This window comes from Neisseria flava (assembly GCF_982712965.1).
In genome coordinates this window covers 1-17,458 of sequence record NZ_CEXQBZ010000015.1, presented here as the reverse complement: position 1 = coordinate 17,458, position 17,458 = coordinate 1, and the positions used below count along the sequence as shown (strand labels likewise).

Below are 17,458 nucleotides of genomic sequence, written 5' to 3'. Positions count from 1 at the left end.
TGCCTCGCCTTGCCGTACTATCTGTACTGTCTGCGGCTTCGTCGCCTTGTCCTGATTTAAATTTAATCCACTATAAAGTCTGAAAGATTGAAAGGTCGTCTGAAAACTTGATTTCCAAGTTTTCAGACGACCTTTTTGTATTGCAGGCGGGATGCTTTGACAGATTAGGGTTTGCCGGTAGCCGGGCTGACAGTCAGGATTTCGTAGCCGGTTTCTGTCACTAAAACTTCATGTTCCCATTGGGCGGAAAGGGAGCGGTCTTTGGTCACAACCGTCCAGCCGTCGTTTAGGATGCGCAGGTGGCGTTTGCCTTGGTTGATCATCGGCTCGATGGTGAAAATCATGCCGGGCTTCAGGACGACGCCTTGTCCTTTTCTGCCGTAGTGCAGGACTTGTGGGGCTTCGTGGAAACCGCGTCCGATGCCGTGGCCGCAAAATTCTTGTACGACGGAATAGCCTGCGTTTTCGGCAACTTGTTGGCAGGCGTAGCCGATGTCGCCCAAGGTTGCGCCTGGTTTGACGGCGGCGATGCCCGCCATCATGGATTCGTGGGTAATGTCAATCAGGCGTTGGGCGATGGGGGAAACTTTGCCGACGGTAAACATGCGGCTGGAGTCGCCGTGGAAGCCGTCTTTTTTGATGGTCAGGTCGATGTTGATGATGTCGCCTTCTTTGAGCGGCTTGTCGTCGGGGATGCCGTGGCAGATGACGTGGTTGACGGAGGTGCAGCAGGATTTGGGATAGGGCGGGTTGCCGTAGTGCAGTGGGGCGGGATAGCCGCCTTGGACGTTGACGTGGTAGTCGTAAACGAGTTTGTCGATTTCGTTGGTGGTCACGCCGGGTTTGACGAATTGTCCGATGTAGTCGAGGGCTTCGGCGACGAGTTTGCCCAGTTCGCGCATTTTCTCGATTTCTTCAGGGGTTTTGATGATGATTTCGTTCATGTTGTTTCCTTGATGGTTTCAGACGACCTTGTTGCGGCACAAAGGTCGTCTGAAAGGGAAGGGGATACAGATTACGGATAAGGCAACCTCAGGCCGGCGGGTTGTCCGGTTAAAACAGATTGTCCATGACATCTTTGGACTGAGGTTTGGGCTGAACCGGTTTAGGTTGAGCGGGTTTAGGCTGAGCCGGCTTGGGAGCGGGTTGAGGTGCGGGTTTGGATTCGCCCTTCGTTTCGTGTACTTCGGTTTTGGCAGGCTGGGCAGGGGCTTGGGCCTGTGGCTGCTCCGCAGGGGTACTTTGGGCAGGTTTGGCTTTGATTTCTGCTGTTTCTGTCTGCGCGGGCGGTGTTTGGTCGTGCTGGTCGTTGTTTTTATCTTTATTTTTAGCGTTAGGCTGTGCTTTGGCACGGCGGTTTTCGGATTGGTTTTGCGGCGGAATGACGGGGTTTTGAGAAGCGGTTTTTTCTTGTTCGCTTGTTTCGTCTTCAGAGCCTGCTATGATTTTTTTCGGTTCGACGGTGCCGTTGGGACGCCAAACTTCCACGCCTTCGTCTTTGGGCGCGGGTTGGGCGGATTGGGTGTTGCTTGTGTCGGGTTTGGTATTAAGCGTACCGATAACGCCGACAATCAGTGCGCCGACGGCGATGATGGAGATGACGAGAGCGGCGCGGATAAGGTGTTTGGGTTTGAGTTGGAAAGATTCGTTTTGTTTTTTGGACATAGATCGATGTGTGTAAAGGTGGATGGGGACGGGCGGGATGTTGTTCCCGCCCTCTGGATTAGGGCTGCGTTATTCGGGTTGGGTGTAGTTTTGATACAGGGTAACGACTTTTTGCACGCCCACGGTGGTGCTGACGCGTTGGGTCACTTTTTCCTGTTCTTCAGGTGTCAGGATACCCATTACATAGGTCACGTTGCCGTAGGTTACGATTTTGACGCGCGCCTGTGTGGTGGGTTTGAGACCTAAAAGAGTGGTGCGGACTTTGGATGTACCCCATGTGTCGTTGGTTACATCGCCGATGGTGCGTTCTTGGGAGGCAACGGTGATGTAGTTGTACACGCCTTCGGCGGCTTGTTCGGCGCGGGCGATTTGTTCGACGAATTGTTTTTCGCCTTCAGTGGCAACTTGTCCGAGCAGCAGCAGGTGGCGGTTGTAACCGACAACGTTGATTTTGGGAGTGTAACCGTGCGCTTGGTTGTTTTGGCGCAGGTAGGAGCGGGCAGTGGTTTCGACGCGCACTGCCATTACGTTGTCGTCGGTTTGCGCGCCTGTGGTACGGCGGTCGACGGCGGATTTGGTGCCGACTGCCGCGCCGCCGAGGAGTACGCCGATACAGCCGCTGAGTGTCAGGCTGAGGAGGAGGGCGGTCAGAACGGGTGCGGTATGACGTTTGATGTTCATATTTTTTCCTTGATGATGAGTTCGGCGGATATGTTTCAGACGACCTTTAAAAGAGGTCGTCTGAAAAAAGGCTTACATTCCTTCAAGCAACATGGAGTCGATGCAGTCGCACATGGCGTGTATCAGCAGGATATGGTTTTCCTGAATGCGGGCAGTGCGCGGGTAGGGGACGTTGAGCAGTACGTCGGTGTCTTTGAGCATGGCGGCGATTTTACCGCCGTCGCGACCGGTCATAGCGATGACGTGCATATCGCGTTCGTGTGCCGCTTTGATGGCTTCGATAACGTTGGCGGAGTTGCCGGAGGTAGAGATGCCGACCAAAACGTCGCCGGCGCGTCCGAGCGCGCGCACTTGCTTGCTGAACACATGGTCAAAACCGTAGTCGTTGCCGATGGCGGTCAGCGCGGAAGTGTCCGTCGTCAGCGCGACGGCGGCAAGTTCCATGCGCTCTTTTTCAAAGCGTCCGGTCATTTCGGCGGCGAAGTGCTGCGCGTCGGCAGCCGAACCGCCGTTACCGCAGGCTAAGATTTTGCCGTCGTTCATCAGGCATTGCAGCATCAGTTCCGCCGCTTGAGCGGTCGGCTCGACCAACACTTTTTCGGCTTCCTGCTTGGCAAGGATGCTTTCGGCGAAATGGGCGGCAACGCGCTCTTGTAAAGTCGTCATATCGTCAACCTGTAATATTCTTTATCCATTCGGGCGGGCGGTTTCCTTCTATGAGTACCGCATCGATACGGCACGCGGTATGCGTCATGCCGTTTTGTTGCAGATAATACTCCGCAGACCGTTGCAGTTTCAATAACTTAGACGGCGAAATACTGTATGCGGCACCGCCGAAACCCTGATTTTTGCGGTATTTTACTTCAACAAACAGAATCATGTTACCGTTTTTGACAATCAAATCGATTTCGCCGTAAGCGCAGTGCCAGTTGCGCGCGATGAGTTTGCAGCCTTGCGAAAGAAGAAACGCCAGCGCGGCATCTTCGCCCGCCACCCCTTGTTTGTGGTTCAGACGCATGGAGGTTTACCCCGTATAATATCGTTATATTGTTTTCAGACGACCTGATAAAGCCATGTTTCAAAAACACCTTCAAAAAGCCGCCGACAGTATTGAAAAACGGACATTATACGTTGTCGCCACGCCCATCGGCAATTTGGCGGACATCACCCTGCGCGCGCTCGCCGTCCTGCAAAAAGCCGATATTATCTGCGCCGAAGATACGCGCGTTACCGCACAGCTTCTAAGCGCATACGGCATACAGGGCAAGCTCGTCAGCGTGCGCGAGCATAACGAACAGCAGATGGCGGACAAAATCATCAACCATCTTTCAGACGACCTTACCGTCGCACAAGTTTCCGACGCAGGTACGCCTGCGGTTTGTGATCCCGGTGCGAAACTCGCCCGCCGCGTGCGTGAGGCTGGTTTTAAAGTTGTCCCCGTTGTCGGTGCGAGCGCGGTGATGGGCGCGTTGAGCGTCGCAGGCGTTACCGAACCTAATTTCTACTTCAACGGTTTCCTGCCGCCCAAATCCGGCGAACGGCAGAAGCTGCTTGCCAAATGGGCGCAGGCTGATTTTTCTGTTGTAATGTTCGAAACCCCGCACCGCATCGAAGCTACCCTTGTCGACATGGCAGCCCTCTTCCCCGAACGCGGTCTTACTCTCGCCCGAGAAATCACCAAAACCTTCGAAACCTTTCTTAGCGGTACGGTTACTGAAATTCAGACGACCCTGAAAAACGACGGCAATCAGGCGCGCGGCGAAATGGTGCTCATCCTCCATCCTGCTCTTCGTGAGAAACACGATACCTTGCCCGAAGCCGCGCAAAACGTTATGAAAGTCCTCACCGCCGAACTACCTACCAAACAGGCTGCCGAACTTGCCGCCAAAATTACCGGAGAAAGCAAAAAAGCCTTGTACGATTTGGCGTTGGGGTGGAAACGGGTTTCAGACGACGCTTGAGGGTGTAAGGTCGTCTGAAAAAACTAGGGCTTTATTTCACAATATAAGCAAGCAGAAAAACGATGTTTACCGTACAACGCATTTATCGTTACCTCCCCGCAGAAGGGCAAACTGCCGTCTTTATCGACCGCCTTTATCCGCGCGGGATTACGAAGGAAAAGTTCGCCTCCGCCCTCTGGCTCAAAGACATTACGCCCAGTGCCGCCCTGCGCCGTTGGTATCATGAAAACCCGGAGCAGAATTTCGACGGCTTCGTTACGCGCTATCACGAAGAATTGCAGGGTGAGGTGCAACAGCGCGCCGTAGCCCGCCTGCTTCAGTTGGAGAAGCAAAACGGCAGGGTATGGCTGCTGACCGCCGTCAAGAATCCGCAGCGTTCCCATGTTTCGGCGTTGGCCCAGTTTTTAGGTGCGGTATTCGAGTATCGGGAATAGGATGGATTTGTCCAAACCTGTTTTTTCAGACGACCTTTGCCGCTATCGGTTACAATCCGTTTTTTCCCCTAAACTAATATTCCAAAGCACACAATTATGCTGAAAATCATCTCCGCCAACGTCAATGGCATCCGCTCCGCCTACAAAAAAGGATTTTACGAATACATTGCCGCATCGGGCGCGGACATTGTCTGCGTGCAGGAACTCAAAGCGCAGGAAGCCGATTTGTCCGACGAAATGAAGAATCCGCACGGGATGCACGGCCATTGGCATTGCGCCGAAAAACGCGGTTACAGCGGCGTAGCGGTGTACAGCAAACGCGCGCCTGACAATGTGCAAATCGGTATGGGCATTGAAGAATTCGACAGGGAAGGGCGGTTTGTGCGCTGCGATTTCGGCAAGCTGTCGGTGATTTCGCTTTATCTGCCCAGCGGCACCAGCGCGCCGGAGCGGCAGGAATTGAAATACCGCTTTTTAGACGCCTTCTATCCCATGCTTGAAGCCATGAAGGCGGAGGGGCGCGACATTGTCGTTTGCGGAGACTGGAACATCGCCCACCAAAACATCGACCTGAAAAACTGGAAAGGCAACCAGAAAAACTCAGGCTTCCTGCCCGAAGAACGCGAATGGATAGGCAAAGTCATCCATACGCTCGGCTGGACGGATATGTGGCGCACGCTCTATCCTGACAATCCGGGCTACACTTGGTGGAGCAACCGCGGACAGGCGTATGCGAAAGATGTCGGGTGGCGCATCGACTATCAGATGGTTACGCCCGAACTCGCCGCCAAAGCGGTGTCCGCGCATGTTTATAAAGACGAGAAATTTTCCGACCATGCCCCTTTGGTCGTGGAGTACGACTATGCTGCCCAATAAAGTTTTCGGCAAATACGATTGGAATGTGAACGGTAAAACCGGCATAGGTGCGGCATGGGTGGTCGCCGCGTTTGTACTGCCTATGCTGGTGTGGACGATATTCATGCTGGCGCGGATGTCCGGCTGGGTTGAAATGACCCGCGCCAATCCGCTTTGGGCGGGGGTGTGGCTGCTGTTTTCGCTGCCCTGCCTCATGATTGCCGCCAAGTGTTTCGGCTGGAAAGGCTGGCGGTTGATTGCCAACATCCTGATCTGCCTCGCCACCTGCGCCGTTTTAAGTGTCCCAGCCGCGCTCTTGATTACCTTTACGCTCAACGATTTGCTCAAATAGGTCGTCTGAAATGCGAACTTTCGAACTCGAAGACCTGACGCTTTTCTTGATACGCGACGCGGACGAGGCGGAAATGTGGATAGACCGCTGGGCGGTCAGCTATCCCGTCGTCCAAACCGCCGCTGCTTCCGCCGGCCAAAGCATCGCCCAATGGCAGGCAAACCTTCAGACGGCGTTTGCAGGCATCAGCGGCGAACACATCGCTGTCGTCGCCCATGGCGCAGGCGTATCCGCCTTTTTGGCTTGGCTCTACCAAACCGACATTCTGACACAGAAAAAAATCGTCAACATCATCCTCGTCTCGCCGCGCCCCGAAGCATTCCCCGACGATGAAATACACACCCTCCGGCGCGTCCGTTGCCCCTGCCGCACCGCGCTTGTCATCGCCGAACAAAACGGTACGCCGCGCAACTGGGCGGAAGAGCGGGCAAACCTGTGGAACGCCCGCCTCCTCCTGTCGCCGCACTCCGGCACGCTCAACGGCGCACTCGGCGGCTGGCAATGGGGCATGAAGCTGATACAGGAAATGCTCTTGAGTTGAGTAAAACGCTTGTAAGGATTAAAGAAGAAAAGGTCGTCTGAAACCGGAAATCAGGTTTCAGACGACCTTTTTGTTACGTTAAAGTGAAATGAAAAGTCTGTGCCGTCATGCCTGCGCAGCCGCCTTTGCGTAAGCGGGTAGGGAATGACAGTTTCAATATTTTCCATCTTAATCTTTATTTATGAAAATAATAACTATTCTCTTTTGTGGAAATATGTGTTAGCCTGATGGCATTACATTCACTGAAGAACCGATTTTCATGCTTGATATTGCCTTGCCCAACCTTATCACCGCCTTCGGCATCGCCCTTGCCGCCGGATTGTTTACCGTATTGGGCAGCGGGTTGGTGATGTTTTCCAAAACGCCCAACCCGCGCGTATTGTCGTTCGGATTGGCGTTCGCGGGCGGGGCGATGGTGTATGTGTCGCTGACGGAGATTTTCAACAAATCCAGCGAAGCCTTCGGGCAGGTTTACGACAAAGACAAAGCCTTCGCCGCCGCGACGCTGGCTTTTCTGGCAGGCATGGGCTCGATTGCGCTGATTGACCGCCTTGTGCCGAACCCGCATGAAACGCTCGATCCGCACGACCCCGCTTTTCAGGAAAACAAACGCCGCCACATCGCCCGAGTCGGCATGATGGCGGCGTTTGCGATTACCGCGCACAATTTTCCCGAAGGTTTGGCAACGTTTTTCGCCACGCTGGAAAATCCCGCCGTCGGGATGCCGCTGGCGCTCGCGATTGCGATACACAATATTCCCGAAGGCATTTCCATTGCCGCGCCCGTTTATTTCGCCACCCGCAACCGCAAAAAAACCGTCCTCGCCTGTCTCGCTTCAGGACTGGCCGAACCCTTGGGCGCGGTTTTGGGCTACACCATGCTCAAGCCGTTTTTATCGCCTTTCGTGTTCGGTGCAGTGTTTGGCGTGATTGCGGGCGTGATGGTGTTTCTTGCGTTGGACGAATTGCTGCCCGCCGCCAAGCGTTATTCCGACGGACACGAAACCGTTTACGGGTTGACGTCCGGCATGGCGGTGATTGCCTTGAGCTTGGTGTTGTTTCATTTTTGATCTGATTCCGCTTCAGGCTGATACCGCAAAGCGATTGTTCTATAATTGCCGTTGTTTTCGATTTTGGAACGGCATGATGTATCTCGAACAGGAAAAACCTTATCGGCCTTTGCTGACGGCATTGATTTTTGCCGCATTGCCGCTGGCGTTATTGATTCATGATGTGTTTGCCATGATGGCGGGTGGCGGCGGATTGCTGTTTAGCCGGCAGGGTGGCGGATGGTCTGTGGCGAAAGGTTGGAACGATTCGGCAGTGTGGCTGGTTGCAGGCGTGTTTTTCTTTTTCAATCTGTTGATTGCTGCCGTTTTGGTCAAAGCGGCTTTGAAAAAAATGTTGCGCAGATATGCCCGCCATGCGCTGTTTCTTGCCGGCATGGCAGCTTGTGCGGCTGCCGCCGTTTGCTTGATGCTGGAGGCAGTTTTAGGCAGTACTGCATTGGGAGGGATGCGTAACGGCGGGATATTGTGTTACACGGTGGGCGTGTGGATGATTGCAATGATGACCTTGCCGAAACAGCTGACACGCTCCATCGTCCAGCCGATTACCTTTTATCCGAGAAAGCGCTAGGCAGCGTTTTGAGGCCGAATAGCTGAAAATACGCATTGGAATACGGTTCTATTGCGTATTTTTTGCGCAAAATATTATGATGAATTAATAATTGCGAATGAAATATTCCTGTTTGAATTGTTTATTTTTGTAAAATATTACTGATGCTTAAAATATATATTTTTGATTTATAATAATAATTTTATTGAAATTATTTGACTTGGAAATATTTTTGCAAATTATCAAGAATCTGACAAAACTTCTTTCGAATATACTGTCTAAACATTCAGTATAGATAGTTTTCTATCGCGCAGCCGATTGTCATTTGTGTAACAATTCAGGCTGTATCGAAAGCTTCCGCATCCCGTTGCAGAGAAGCAGAATTGCTTATCAACAAACAATACAGAAGAAAAAGGAATTTTCATGAAGTCGTTTGAGAAAATTGACAACATCCGCGATATCCGCAAAAAACTCGGTTTGAACCAAATGGACTTTTGGAGCCGTATCGGCGTAACTCAGTCCGGTGGTTCACGTTACGAATCCGGCCGCAATATGCCCAAACCTGTACGCGAGCTGCTGCGCTTGGTACACATCGAACGCGTTGACTTGGCAAAAGTAAACCGCGACGATTTGGCGATTGCCTCCCTGCTGAAAAACCGCGATCCTGAGTTGTACGCTTCCCTGAAGAAAGAAGCCAAATCCGATAAAGGCAAATAAGCCCGTTTCGATTTGTTTCAAAAAGGTCGTCTGAAACGATATTCCGTTTCAGACGACCTTTTTGCGCTATAATCCGCAATTATTTTTTAAACAGACGTTTGCCCGCAAACCCTTTTACAGACAGCATTTTTTACCATGTTAGATAAATACAATCCCGCCGAAATCGAATCCAAACACTATCAAAACTGGGAAACCCAAGGTTATTTCCAGCCCGATATGGATTTGACCAAACCGTCTTTTTCCATCCAACTGCCGCCGCCCAACGTAACCGGTACGCTGCACATGGGCCATGCCTTCAACCAAACCATTATGGACGGTCTGACCCGCTACTACCGCATGAAAGGCTGCAACACCGCCTGGATTCCGGGCACCGACCACGCGGGCATTGCCACGCAAATCGTAGTCGAGCGTCAGCTTGCCGCGCAAAATGTGTCCCGTCATGACTTGGGCCGCGAAAAATTCTTGGAAAAAGTGTGGGAATGGAAAGAAGTGTCCGGCGGCACGATTACGCAGCAGATGCGTCGCGTGGGCTGTTCTGCCGACTGGACGCGCGAGTATTTCACGATGGACGACATGCGTGCCGAAACCGTAACCGAAGTGTTCGTGCGCCTGTATGAGCAAGACTTGATTTACCGCGGCAAACGCTTGGTGAACTGGGACCCTGTATTGGGTACGGCGGTATCGGATTTGGAAGTGGAAAGCGTGGAAGAACAAGGCTCTATGTGGCACATCCGCTATCCGCTGGCGGACAATCCCGCCGAAGCCGTTATCGTGGCGACCACCCGCCCCGAAACGCTGCTGGGCGATGTGGCCGTAGCCGTCAATCCTGAAGACGAACGTTATACTCACTTAATCGGCAAAGAATTAATCCTGCCGCTGACCGGCCGCACCATTCCCGTGATTGCTGACGAATACGTCGAAAAAGACTTCGGTACCGGCTGCGTGAAAATCACGCCTGCGCACGACTTCAACGACTACGAAGTCGGCAAACGCCACGACACGCGCTTGGTTAATGTATTCGACTTGGAAGCCAAAGTGCTGGCAAACGCCGAAGTGTTCAACTTCAAAGGTGAAGCGCAACCAGGCTTTGCCCTGCCTGAAAAATACGCAGGCTTAGACCGCTTTGCCGCGCGCAAACAAATGGTTGCCGATTTGCAGGAACAAGGCTTGTTGGTCGAAATCAAAGCACACACGCTGATGACGCCGAAAGGCGATCGTACCGGTTCCGTGATTGAGCCGATGCTGACCAGCCAATGGTTTGTCGCCATGTCCGCCACGCCAAACGGCGGCGAACCTGACAGCGAATTCAAAGGCCTGAGCCTTGCCGACAAAGCCAAAAAAGCCGTCGACAGCGGCGCAGTGCGCTTTATCCCTGAAAACTGGGTCAACACCTACAACCAATGGATGAACAACATTCAAGACTGGTGCATCTCGCGCCAACTGTGGTGGGGGCATCAAATCCCCGCGTGGTACGACGAAGCAGGCAATGTGTACGTTGCCCGAAATCAGGCGGAAGCCGAAAAACAAGCCGGCAAAACAGGCTTGACCCGCGAAGAAGACGTATTGGATACATGGTTCTCCTCCGCGCTCGTGCCGTTCTCCACGCTCGGCTGGCCGTCTGAAACCGACGAACTCAAGGCCTTCCTGCCGTCCAATGTCTTGGTCACCGGCTACGAAATCATCTTCTTCTGGGTGGCGCGCATGATTATGATGACCACCCACTTCACCGGCAAAGTACCGTTTAAAGACGTGTACATCCACGGCATCGTGCGCGACCACGAAGGCAAAAAAATGTCCAAATCCGAAGGCAACGTCATCGACCCTGTGGATTTGATCGACGGCATCGACTTGGAAAAACTGCTGGTAAAACGTACCACCGGCCTGCGCAAACCCGAAACCGCGCCGAAAGTGGAAGAAGCAACCAAAAAACTCTTCCCCGAAGGCATTCCGAGCATGGGCGCGGACGCATTGCGCTTCACCATGGCAAGCTACGCCAGCCTCGGACGCAGCGTCAACTTCGACTTCAAACGCGCCGAAGGCTACCGCAACTTCTGCAATAAATTGTGGAACGCCACCAACTTCGTGTTGATGAACACCGAAGACAAAGACTGCGGTCAAGACGAAATGCAGCCGTTAGCGTTTACCTTTGCCGACCAATGGATTATCGGCAAACTGCAACAAGCCGAAGCCGCGGTTGCCGAAGCCTTTGAAACCTACCGCTTCGACCTTGCCGCACAAACGCTGTACGAATTTGTGTGGAACGAATATTGCGACTGGTACATCGAGCTGGCAAAAGTGCAAATCCAAACCGGCTGCCCGACAACCCAGCGCACTACACGCCGCACCCTCGTGCGCGTACTCGAAACCATCCTGCGCCTGCTGCACCCAATCATGCCTTTCATTACCGAAGAGCTGTGGCAGGTCGTTGCGCCTCTGGCGAATGCCAAAACCGCCGACAGCATTATGCTGGCCGCCTATCCCAAAGCCGACCCGGAAAAAATCGTGCAGGCTGCTTTTGACCAAATGGCGCAACTGCAAGACCTGATTGGCGCCGTGCGCAACCTGCGTGGCGAAATGGGCATTGCCCCGAACGTGAAAGCGCCGCTGTTTGTGGAAGGCAGTGTGCCTGAAGCGCTGCTGAAATACCTGCCCGCCCTCACGCGCCTGACCGAAGCCAAAACAGTGGACAGGCTGCCCGAAAGCGAAGACGCACCTAGCGCCGTCTGCAATTGCGCGCGCCTGATGCTGAAAGTCGAAATCGACAAAGCCGCCGAAACCGCCCGCTTGAGCAAAGAAGCCGAGAAGCTGCAAAAAACCTTGGACAAACTCAACGCCAAACTCTCCAAACCCGGCTACACCGAAAAAGCCCCCGCGCATCTGGTGGAAAAAGACAAAGCCGATTTGGCGGAGTTGGAAGACAAGATGGCGAAAGTGCAAAATCAGTTGGCGAAGTTGAAAGACTGATTGTTGGGTGAATAAGAAAAGACCGTTTGAAACTTAAATTTCAGACGGTCTTAATCAATGGGACAATAGAACTATGGCTGATATTACTATGACTGAAATTGCACCTGTATTACTCGTTGTTGCCATTATGGTATTTCATATTCATACATGCTTTACTGAAGCTACCCATCTTAACAGATGGCAACCATGGCTGATTATCTTCCTGATGGTTATTTTCGGCACTTTACCCATCTACTTTGTTAGTCGTACTGCATTGTTTAAATTATGTATTCAACTGCTGTTAATCGCACTGTTTTTTATTATTTGATTGTGCTTTTTCGTAATTGTAGATTGTTCAAGATTCAACGAAACTTTTTTATTTCAAAATGTTGTTGAGTTTTTCAGTTCAGTTTACTTCTTTTGTTTTTGATGCTGCATCTATTGTCAGCCATGTCAAAAAGTAAGCAAGTTGACTATACAATCAGAACTTTGCCCGCTTTTAGATTTGAGAAAAAAGGTCGTCTGAAAACCAAAATCTGTTTTCAGACGACCTTTTACATGATTCCGCAATATGAAACCTTAAAACAGCTTCCGCACTTCCGCTTCAATATCGTCGGCGCGCATAAAAGTTTCGCCGATAAGGAAGGTATGTACGCCGTGGCTGCGCATAAAATCGACATCGGATTTGCTTCGGATGCCGCTTTCGGTAACGACGGTTTTACCTGCCAGTGCAGGCAGTAAATCTAGAGTCTGCTGTAAAGATACGTCGAATGTCCGCAGGTTGCGGTTGTTTACGCCCCATAGGGGTGTTGTCAGATTTCGGCATTTTTCCAATTCGGAAGTATCATGCAGTTCCAACAATACGTTCATGCCTAATTGATGGGCTACTGCTTCAAAATGTTCTAATTGTTCTTGCTCAAGCGCGGCGGCAATCAGTAAGACGGCATCAGCACCCCAGGCACGCGCCTGATAAATCTGATACTCATCAATGATGAAGTCTTTTCGTAAAACGGGAAGCCCGACTGCCGCGCGTGCCGCTTTCAAATATTCGGGAGAGCCTTGGAAATATTGTTCGTCAGTTAAGACGGACAAGCACGCAGCTCCGGCATTTTCATAGGCGCGGGCAATCTGCACAGGATGGAAATCGGGTCTGATCAGCCCTTTGCTCGGGCTGGCTTTTTTAATTTCAGCAATGACGGCAGGGCGGTTTTGCTCGTGTTTGGTACGGATAGAGTCAAAAAAACCGCGTACGGGCAAGGCGGCATCTGCCTGTTTTTTCATTTCATCCAAAGAGACAGAAGCTTTTTGTGTGGCGACTTCCAGGGCTTTGGTTGTAAGGATTTTATTCAGAATATCGGTCATAACAGATTTCCTGCACGGTAAAGCCGTCATCTTAACACAAGAGGTCGTCTGAAAAATAAAACGAGGCAAACAAAACAAGCCGTACGGAATAATTCCGACGGCTTGTTGATACGTTGTTAAAACAATTACTTGGCAGCGTCTTTCATTTTATCCGCAGCATCTTGAGTTGCATCAGCGGCTTTGTTCAAAGCATCTTTAGCAGCATTTTTTGCATCTTTGGCAGCTTCTTCAACTGCTTTTCCTGTGGCTTCGGTTGCATTCGATAAGGCTTTATCTGCGGTTTCCTTTGCGTCGGAGACAGCTTTATCTGCACTTGCCTTAGCATCGGCAGCCGCATCTTTAACATCGGAAACAGCTTTTTCAGCAGCATCTTTGGCATCGGCAGCTGCATCTTTAACGTCGGAGACTGCTTTATCAGCCGCATCTTTTGCCTCGGAAGCGGCTGCATTGACATCGGAAGCTACGGCGGAAGCAGCTTCTTGGGTTTGTTGTTTGGCCTCTTGAGAGCATGCAGCCAAGCCGGCCATCATCATCGCAGCAATCAGTAATTTTTTCATGTTTTATCCTTTCTTAATCTAGAAAACACCTACTTCGTTTGAGGCAGGCGTGGGCATCATAACATAACAGGTCAGCAAAATAGGGTAGTTTAACGGCAAATAACAGGCTGTTTACTTTTATTGAAAAAAATTTCAATAAAATTATTGACGCACAGGATGTCTGCCAATATAATTCACAGCTTATCGGGTCGTTAGCTCAGTCGGTAGAGCAGCGGACTTTTAATCCGTTGGTCGAGCGTTCGAATCGCTCACGACCCACCAAACATTAAAACCTGCTTTGAAAAAAAGCAGGTTTTTTTTTCATGTTCTCCGTAATAATCTACTTCTACCACAAATATACTTGTATGCCAGACAATTTAAGCATACACTGACTACACGCGACTACAACAACAGGAGAACTTGAAATGAAACAGTTGGCAATGTACATCAACGGACGCTTTGAAAATGATTTCAACGGCGAATGGCGCGACGTATTGAACCCTTCCACCGAAGAAACCATCGCCCGCGAACCCAAAGGCGGCAAAGCGGACGTTGACCGTGCCGTAGCGGCGGCGCGTGCGGCGCAACCGGCATGGGAGCGGCTGCCTGCGGTCGAACGCGGCGCGTATTTGCGCAAAATCGCCCAAGGCATACGCGAACGCGCCGACGAGCTGACCGACACCATTGTTGCCGAAGGCGGCAAAACCAAAGACTTGGCGCGCGTGGAAGTCATGTTTACCGCCGACTATCTCGATTACCAAGCCGAATGGGCGCGCCGTTATGAAGGCGAAATCATCCAAAGCGACCGTCCGCGTGAAAACATCTTATTGTTCAAACGTCCGCTGGGCGTCGTGGCAGGCATCCTGCCGTGGAACTTCCCCTTCTTCCTGATTGCCCGCAAAATGGGTCCCGCCTTGGTAACGGGCAACACCATCGTCGTCAAACCCAGCAGCGTGACCCCGATCAACTGCCACATCTTCGCTGAAATCGTCGATGCGGTCGGATTGCCCGCAGGCGTGTTCAACGTGGTGAACGGCCCCGGAGCGGAAATCGGCAATGCCTTGTCCGCCCATCCGCAAGTCGATATGGTCAGCCTGACCGGTTCCGTCGAAGCAGGCCGCCAAGTGATGGAAGCCGCTTCCGCCAACATCACCAAAGTTTCGCTGGAACTCGGCGGCAAAGCGCCCGCCATCGTTTTGAAAGATGCGGATTTGGACTTGGCAGTGAAATCCATCTTGGCTTCGCGCGTCGGCAACACCGGTCAAATCTGCAACTGCGCCGAGCGCGTCTATGTCCACAGCAGCCTGAAAGACGCGTTCATTGAAAAAATGACCGCCGCCATGAAAGGCGTGCGCTACGGCAATCCTGCCGAAGCCGAAGCAGGCGCGCTGGAAATGGGGCCGCTGATTGAAGAGCGCGCCGTCAAAGCCGTTGCCGAAAAAGTGGAACGTGCCGTCAAACAAGGTGCGACGCTGGTCTGCGGCGGCAAACGCGCCGAAGGACGCGGCTATTTCTTCGAGCCGACCCTGCTGACCGACACCGACAACAACATGGACATCATGAAGGAAGAAACCTTCGGCCCCGTCCTGCCTGTTTCCACTTTCGACACGCTCGACCAAGTCATCGCCTTGGCAAACGACTGCGAATTTGGTCTGACCAGCTCCGTTTACACCACCAACCTGAACGAAGCCTTCTACGTCACCCGCCGCCTGCAATTCGGCGAAACCTACATCAACCGCGAAAACTTCGAAGCCATGCAGGGCTTCCACGCCGGTTGGAAAAAATCCGGCATCGGTGGTGCGGACGGCAAACACGGTTTGGAAGAATATCTGCAAACCCAAGTCGTTTATCTGGAAACCAATATTTAACTGCCGATATTAGCCTCAGTTAAACGAAATGCCGCCTGCAACCGATTTTCGGGTTTCGGGCGGCATTTTTGCCTTTATAGAAAAAAACACCGACATCGCGTAAAATATGCGCAAATTTTGTGATTCAATCAGGTCGTCTGAAACAGATTGCGCCTGATTTATTTTTCCGGAAAACACCATGAGCGAACAAAACAATCCGCAGACCGAGCCGCAGTTGGACGAAAACCAAATCATCGCCCTGCGCCGCGAAAAACTGCACAACATCCGCCAACAGCGCATTGCCTATCCCAACGACTTCAAGCGAGACAGCTTTGCCGCCGATTTGCACGCCCGATGCGGCGAAATCAGCAAAGAAGAACTCGACCCGCAAGCCGTCCCTGTTAAAATTGCCGGCCGTATGATGCTCAAACGCCAAATGGGCAAGGCGAGCTTTGCCACCATTCAAGACGTTACCGGTCAAATCCAGCTTTATCTGAACAACAAAGGCGTGAGTCAGGAAGTTTTGGACGATTTCAACCACTGGGACTTGGGCGACATCGTCGGCGCGGAAGGCACTTTGTTCAAAACCAACCACGGCGAATTGACCGTGCGTGTGTCCGACATCCGCCTGCTGTCCAAATCCCTGCGCCCGCTGCCCGACAAACACAAAGGCTTGAGCGATCAGGAAACCAAATACCGCCAACGCTACGTCGATTTGATTGCCAACGAAGAATCGCGCAATACCTTTATCAAACGCAGCCAAATCATCCAATCCGTGCGCAATTTCATGGTGAACGAGCATTATCTCGAAGTCGAAACCCCGATGATGCACCCGATTCCCGGCGGCGCGACGGCGAAACCGTTCGTGACCCACCACAATGCTTTGGACATCCCGCTTTACCTGCGCATCGCCCCCGAGCTGTATCTGAAACGCTTGGTGGTCGGCGGTTTGGAGCGCGTGTTTGAAATCAACCGCAGCTTCCGCAACGAAGGCATGTCCGTGCGCCACAACCCTGAATTCACCATGATTGAATTCTACGAAGCCTTCTCCGACTACGAGCGCATGATGCAGATGGCGGAAGACATCATCCGCAACGCATCGCGCACGGTAAACGGTACGGCGAAAATCAGCTACAACGGCAAAGAAGTCGATTTGGAAAGCCCGTTTGAACGCCTGACCATTCTCGAAGCCATCAAAAAATATAATCCGCACTACACCGACGAGCAGTTGAACGATGCGGAGTGGCTGAAAAAAGAAATCGTCAAACACGGTGAAAGCCTGCCGCCGTCCCCGGGCATCGGCAGCCTGCAACTCGCCCTGTTTGAAGGTTGTGCCGAAAGCAAACTGTGGAACCCGACCTTCATCGTCGATTACCCGGTCGAAGTTTCCCCGTTGGCACGTGCTTCCGATACCAAACAAGGTCTGACCGAACGTTTCGAATTGTTCGTTGTCGGCCGCGAACTGGCAAACGGCTATTCCGAATTGAACGACCCTGAAGACCAAGCCGAACGCTTCAAATCACAAGTGGCGCAAAAAGATGCGGGCGACGACGAAGCCATGCACTACGATGCCGACTACATCCGCGCGATGGAATTCGGTCTGCCGCCGACAGGCGGTTGCGGCATCGGCATCGACCGCCTGGTAATGCTGCTGACCGATTCGCAAACCATCCGCGACGTGATTTTGTTCCCGCAAATGCGTCCCGAATGAGGTAGGCAGATAATAAAAAAGGTCGTCTGAAAACCGGAAAATTGGTTTGAACTGACCCCCAAATCTTGGACACTCATAAAAGCCTTTTCAGGCGTTCTGTGCAAGCTGGGTTCTGTATGCGACAGGACTCAGCTTTTTCAATTTCAAACTGCAACGCTCGCGGTTGTATAGTGGATTAAATTTAAATCAGGACAAGGCGACGAAGCCGCAGACAGTACAAATAGTACGGCAAGGCGA

The 17,458-nt window shown here is 52.1% G+C and carries 18 protein-coding genes and 1 tRNA gene; 12 read left to right on the top strand and 7 right to left on the bottom strand.

Annotation, left to right across the window (positions count from 1 at the left end; translation table 11 throughout):
* Positions 1–164: 164 nt before the first annotated feature.
* The 5 genes from map to AC5M9B_RS01355 form a co-directional block, all read right to left on the bottom strand.
* Positions 165–944, bottom strand: a complete 780-nt coding sequence (gene map / locus AC5M9B_RS01375) for a type I methionyl aminopeptidase (RefSeq protein WP_019270779.1) — start codon at positions 942–944, stop codon at positions 165–167.
* Between the two features lie 109 nt (positions 945–1,053).
* Entirely contained in the window at positions 1,054–1,665 is a 612-nt protein-coding gene (locus AC5M9B_RS01370; RefSeq protein WP_049228787.1) for a hypothetical protein, read from the bottom strand.
* Positions 1,666–1,734: 69 nt separating this feature from the next.
* Positions 1,735–2,346: a BON domain-containing protein gene (locus tag AC5M9B_RS01365; protein WP_049228789.1), complete on the bottom strand. Its 612-nt coding sequence runs from the start codon at positions 2,344–2,346 to the stop codon at positions 1,735–1,737.
* Positions 2,347–2,418: 72 nt separating this feature from the next.
* The gene (locus AC5M9B_RS01360; RefSeq protein ID WP_019270777.1) at positions 2,419–3,012 is read right to left on the bottom strand and encodes a phosphoheptose isomerase; all 594 of its coding nucleotides are present in this window, start codon (positions 3,010–3,012) and stop codon (positions 2,419–2,421) included.
* A gap of 4 nt (positions 3,013–3,016) precedes the next feature.
* Positions 3,017–3,364: a YraN family protein gene (locus AC5M9B_RS01355; RefSeq protein ID WP_019270776.1), complete on the bottom strand. Its 348-nt coding sequence runs from the start codon at positions 3,362–3,364 to the stop codon at positions 3,017–3,019.
* 55 nt (positions 3,365–3,419) lie between these two features.
* Between AC5M9B_RS01355 and rsmI the strand changes: the two genes are divergently transcribed.
* The 9 genes from rsmI to AC5M9B_RS01310 all read left to right on the top strand — a co-directional run bounded on the left by rsmI (position 3,420) and on the right by AC5M9B_RS01310 (position 11,786).
* The gene (gene rsmI / locus AC5M9B_RS01350) at positions 3,420–4,307 is read left to right on the top strand and encodes a 16S rRNA (cytidine(1402)-2'-O)-methyltransferase (protein WP_019270775.1); all 888 of its coding nucleotides are present in this window, start codon (positions 3,420–3,422) and stop codon (positions 4,305–4,307) included.
* 62 nt (positions 4,308–4,369) lie between these two features.
* Positions 4,370–4,741: a DUF488 domain-containing protein gene (locus tag AC5M9B_RS01345; RefSeq protein ID WP_070612951.1), complete on the top strand. Its 372-nt coding sequence runs from the start codon at positions 4,370–4,372 to the stop codon at positions 4,739–4,741.
* A gap of 96 nt (positions 4,742–4,837) precedes the next feature.
* On the top strand, positions 4,838–5,617 hold the full coding sequence (locus tag AC5M9B_RS01340; protein WP_003758273.1) for an exodeoxyribonuclease III: 780 nt from the start codon (positions 4,838–4,840) through the stop codon (positions 5,615–5,617).
* The gene (locus tag AC5M9B_RS01335; RefSeq protein ID WP_060975675.1) at positions 5,604–5,948 is read left to right on the top strand and encodes a hypothetical protein; all 345 of its coding nucleotides are present in this window, start codon (positions 5,604–5,606) and stop codon (positions 5,946–5,948) included. The genes AC5M9B_RS01340 and AC5M9B_RS01335 overlap by 14 nt, the downstream gene beginning before the upstream one ends.
* Before the next feature lie 10 nt (positions 5,949–5,958).
* Complete coding sequence (locus AC5M9B_RS01330; protein WP_107145670.1) at positions 5,959–6,489, top strand: alpha/beta hydrolase; 531 nt, start codon at positions 5,959–5,961, stop codon at positions 6,487–6,489.
* A 259-nt stretch (positions 6,490–6,748) separates the two neighbouring features.
* Positions 6,749–7,558 (top strand): zinc transporter ZupT, encoded by an 810-nt coding sequence (gene zupT, locus AC5M9B_RS01325; RefSeq protein WP_016686830.1) that lies wholly within the window; start codon positions 6,749–6,751, stop codon positions 7,556–7,558.
* A gap of 76 nt (positions 7,559–7,634) precedes the next feature.
* Positions 7,635–8,126: a hypothetical protein gene (locus AC5M9B_RS01320; protein ID WP_107145669.1), complete on the top strand. Its 492-nt coding sequence runs from the start codon at positions 7,635–7,637 to the stop codon at positions 8,124–8,126.
* Positions 8,127–8,528: 402 nt separating this feature from the next.
* Positions 8,529–8,822 (top strand): helix-turn-helix domain-containing protein, encoded by a 294-nt coding sequence (locus tag AC5M9B_RS01315; RefSeq protein ID WP_003744960.1) that lies wholly within the window; start codon positions 8,529–8,531, stop codon positions 8,820–8,822.
* Positions 8,823–8,957: 135 nt separating this feature from the next.
* Positions 8,958–11,786 carry a valine--tRNA ligase gene (locus AC5M9B_RS01310; protein WP_146736573.1) on the top strand — a complete coding sequence of 943 codons (2,829 nt, stop codon included), beginning with the start codon at positions 8,958–8,960 and terminating at the stop codon, positions 11,784–11,786.
* Positions 11,787–12,344: 558 nt separating this feature from the next.
* Here the strand turns inward: AC5M9B_RS01310 and trpC are convergent.
* Together trpC and AC5M9B_RS01300 are read right to left on the bottom strand one after the other, a co-directional pair.
* Complete coding sequence (gene trpC / locus AC5M9B_RS01305) at positions 12,345–13,127, bottom strand: indole-3-glycerol phosphate synthase TrpC (protein ID WP_146736578.1); 783 nt, start codon at positions 13,125–13,127, stop codon at positions 12,345–12,347.
* A gap of 125 nt (positions 13,128–13,252) precedes the next feature.
* Positions 13,253–13,684: an Ag473 family lipoprotein gene (locus tag AC5M9B_RS01300; RefSeq protein WP_019271607.1), complete on the bottom strand. Its 432-nt coding sequence runs from the start codon at positions 13,682–13,684 to the stop codon at positions 13,253–13,255.
* Between the two features lie 185 nt (positions 13,685–13,869).
* Between AC5M9B_RS01300 and AC5M9B_RS01295 the strand changes: the two genes are divergently transcribed.
* From AC5M9B_RS01295 to lysS, 3 genes are all read left to right on the top strand, one after another.
* Positions 13,870–13,945, top strand: a tRNA-Lys gene (locus tag AC5M9B_RS01295).
* A 143-nt stretch (positions 13,946–14,088) separates the two neighbouring features.
* A complete protein-coding gene (aldA, locus tag AC5M9B_RS01290) occupies positions 14,089–15,531 on the top strand; it encodes an aldehyde dehydrogenase (protein ID WP_003742761.1) in 1,443 nt (480 codons plus the stop codon).
* A gap of 178 nt (positions 15,532–15,709) precedes the next feature.
* Complete coding sequence (gene lysS, locus AC5M9B_RS01285) at positions 15,710–17,221, top strand: lysine--tRNA ligase (protein WP_146736574.1); 1,512 nt, start codon at positions 15,710–15,712, stop codon at positions 17,219–17,221.
* Positions 17,222–17,458: the final 237 nt, after the last annotated feature.

What these genes read in the sequence shown, in the direction of transcription:
- AC5M9B_RS01335 (WP_060975675.1), top strand. Translation starts at nt 5,604, where the DNA reads ATGCTGCCCAATAAAGTTTTCGGCAAATACGATTGGAATGTGAACGGT.
- AC5M9B_RS01330 (WP_107145670.1), top strand. Translation starts at nt 5,959, where the DNA reads ATGCGAACTTTCGAACTCGAAGACCTGACGCTTTTCTTGATACGCGAC.
- AC5M9B_RS01320 (WP_107145669.1), top strand. Translation starts at nt 7,635, where the DNA reads ATGTATCTCGAACAGGAAAAACCTTATCGGCCTTTGCTGACGGCATTG.
- AC5M9B_RS01355 (WP_019270776.1), bottom strand. Translation starts at nt 3,364, where the DNA reads ATGCGTCTGAACCACAAACAAGGGGTGGCGGGCGAAGATGCCGCGCTG.
- AC5M9B_RS01345 (WP_070612951.1), top strand. Translation starts at nt 4,370, where the DNA reads ATGTTTACCGTACAACGCATTTATCGTTACCTCCCCGCAGAAGGGCAA.
- AC5M9B_RS01360 (WP_019270777.1), bottom strand. Translation starts at nt 3,012, where the DNA reads ATGACGACTTTACAAGAGCGCGTTGCCGCCCATTTCGCCGAAAGCATC.
- trpC (WP_146736578.1), bottom strand. Translation starts at nt 13,127, where the DNA reads ATGACCGATATTCTGAATAAAATCCTTACAACCAAAGCCCTGGAAGTC.
- aldA (WP_003742761.1), top strand. Translation starts at nt 14,089, where the DNA reads ATGAAACAGTTGGCAATGTACATCAACGGACGCTTTGAAAATGATTTC.
- AC5M9B_RS01370 (WP_049228787.1), bottom strand. Translation starts at nt 1,665, where the DNA reads ATGTCCAAAAAACAAAACGAATCTTTCCAACTCAAACCCAAACACCTT.
- rsmI (WP_019270775.1), top strand. Translation starts at nt 3,420, where the DNA reads ATGTTTCAAAAACACCTTCAAAAAGCCGCCGACAGTATTGAAAAACGG.
- lysS (WP_146736574.1), top strand. Translation starts at nt 15,710, where the DNA reads ATGAGCGAACAAAACAATCCGCAGACCGAGCCGCAGTTGGACGAAAAC.
- zupT (WP_016686830.1), top strand. Translation starts at nt 6,749, where the DNA reads ATGCTTGATATTGCCTTGCCCAACCTTATCACCGCCTTCGGCATCGCC.
- AC5M9B_RS01300 (WP_019271607.1), bottom strand. Translation starts at nt 13,684, where the DNA reads ATGAAAAAATTACTGATTGCTGCGATGATGATGGCCGGCTTGGCTGCA.
- AC5M9B_RS01340 (WP_003758273.1), top strand. Translation starts at nt 4,838, where the DNA reads ATGCTGAAAATCATCTCCGCCAACGTCAATGGCATCCGCTCCGCCTAC.
- map (WP_019270779.1), bottom strand. Translation starts at nt 944, where the DNA reads ATGAACGAAATCATCATCAAAACCCCTGAAGAAATCGAGAAAATGCGC.
- AC5M9B_RS01365 (WP_049228789.1), bottom strand. Translation starts at nt 2,346, where the DNA reads ATGAACATCAAACGTCATACCGCACCCGTTCTGACCGCCCTCCTCCTC.
- AC5M9B_RS01310 (WP_146736573.1), top strand. Translation starts at nt 8,958, where the DNA reads ATGTTAGATAAATACAATCCCGCCGAAATCGAATCCAAACACTATCAA.
- AC5M9B_RS01315 (WP_003744960.1), top strand. Translation starts at nt 8,529, where the DNA reads ATGAAGTCGTTTGAGAAAATTGACAACATCCGCGATATCCGCAAAAAA.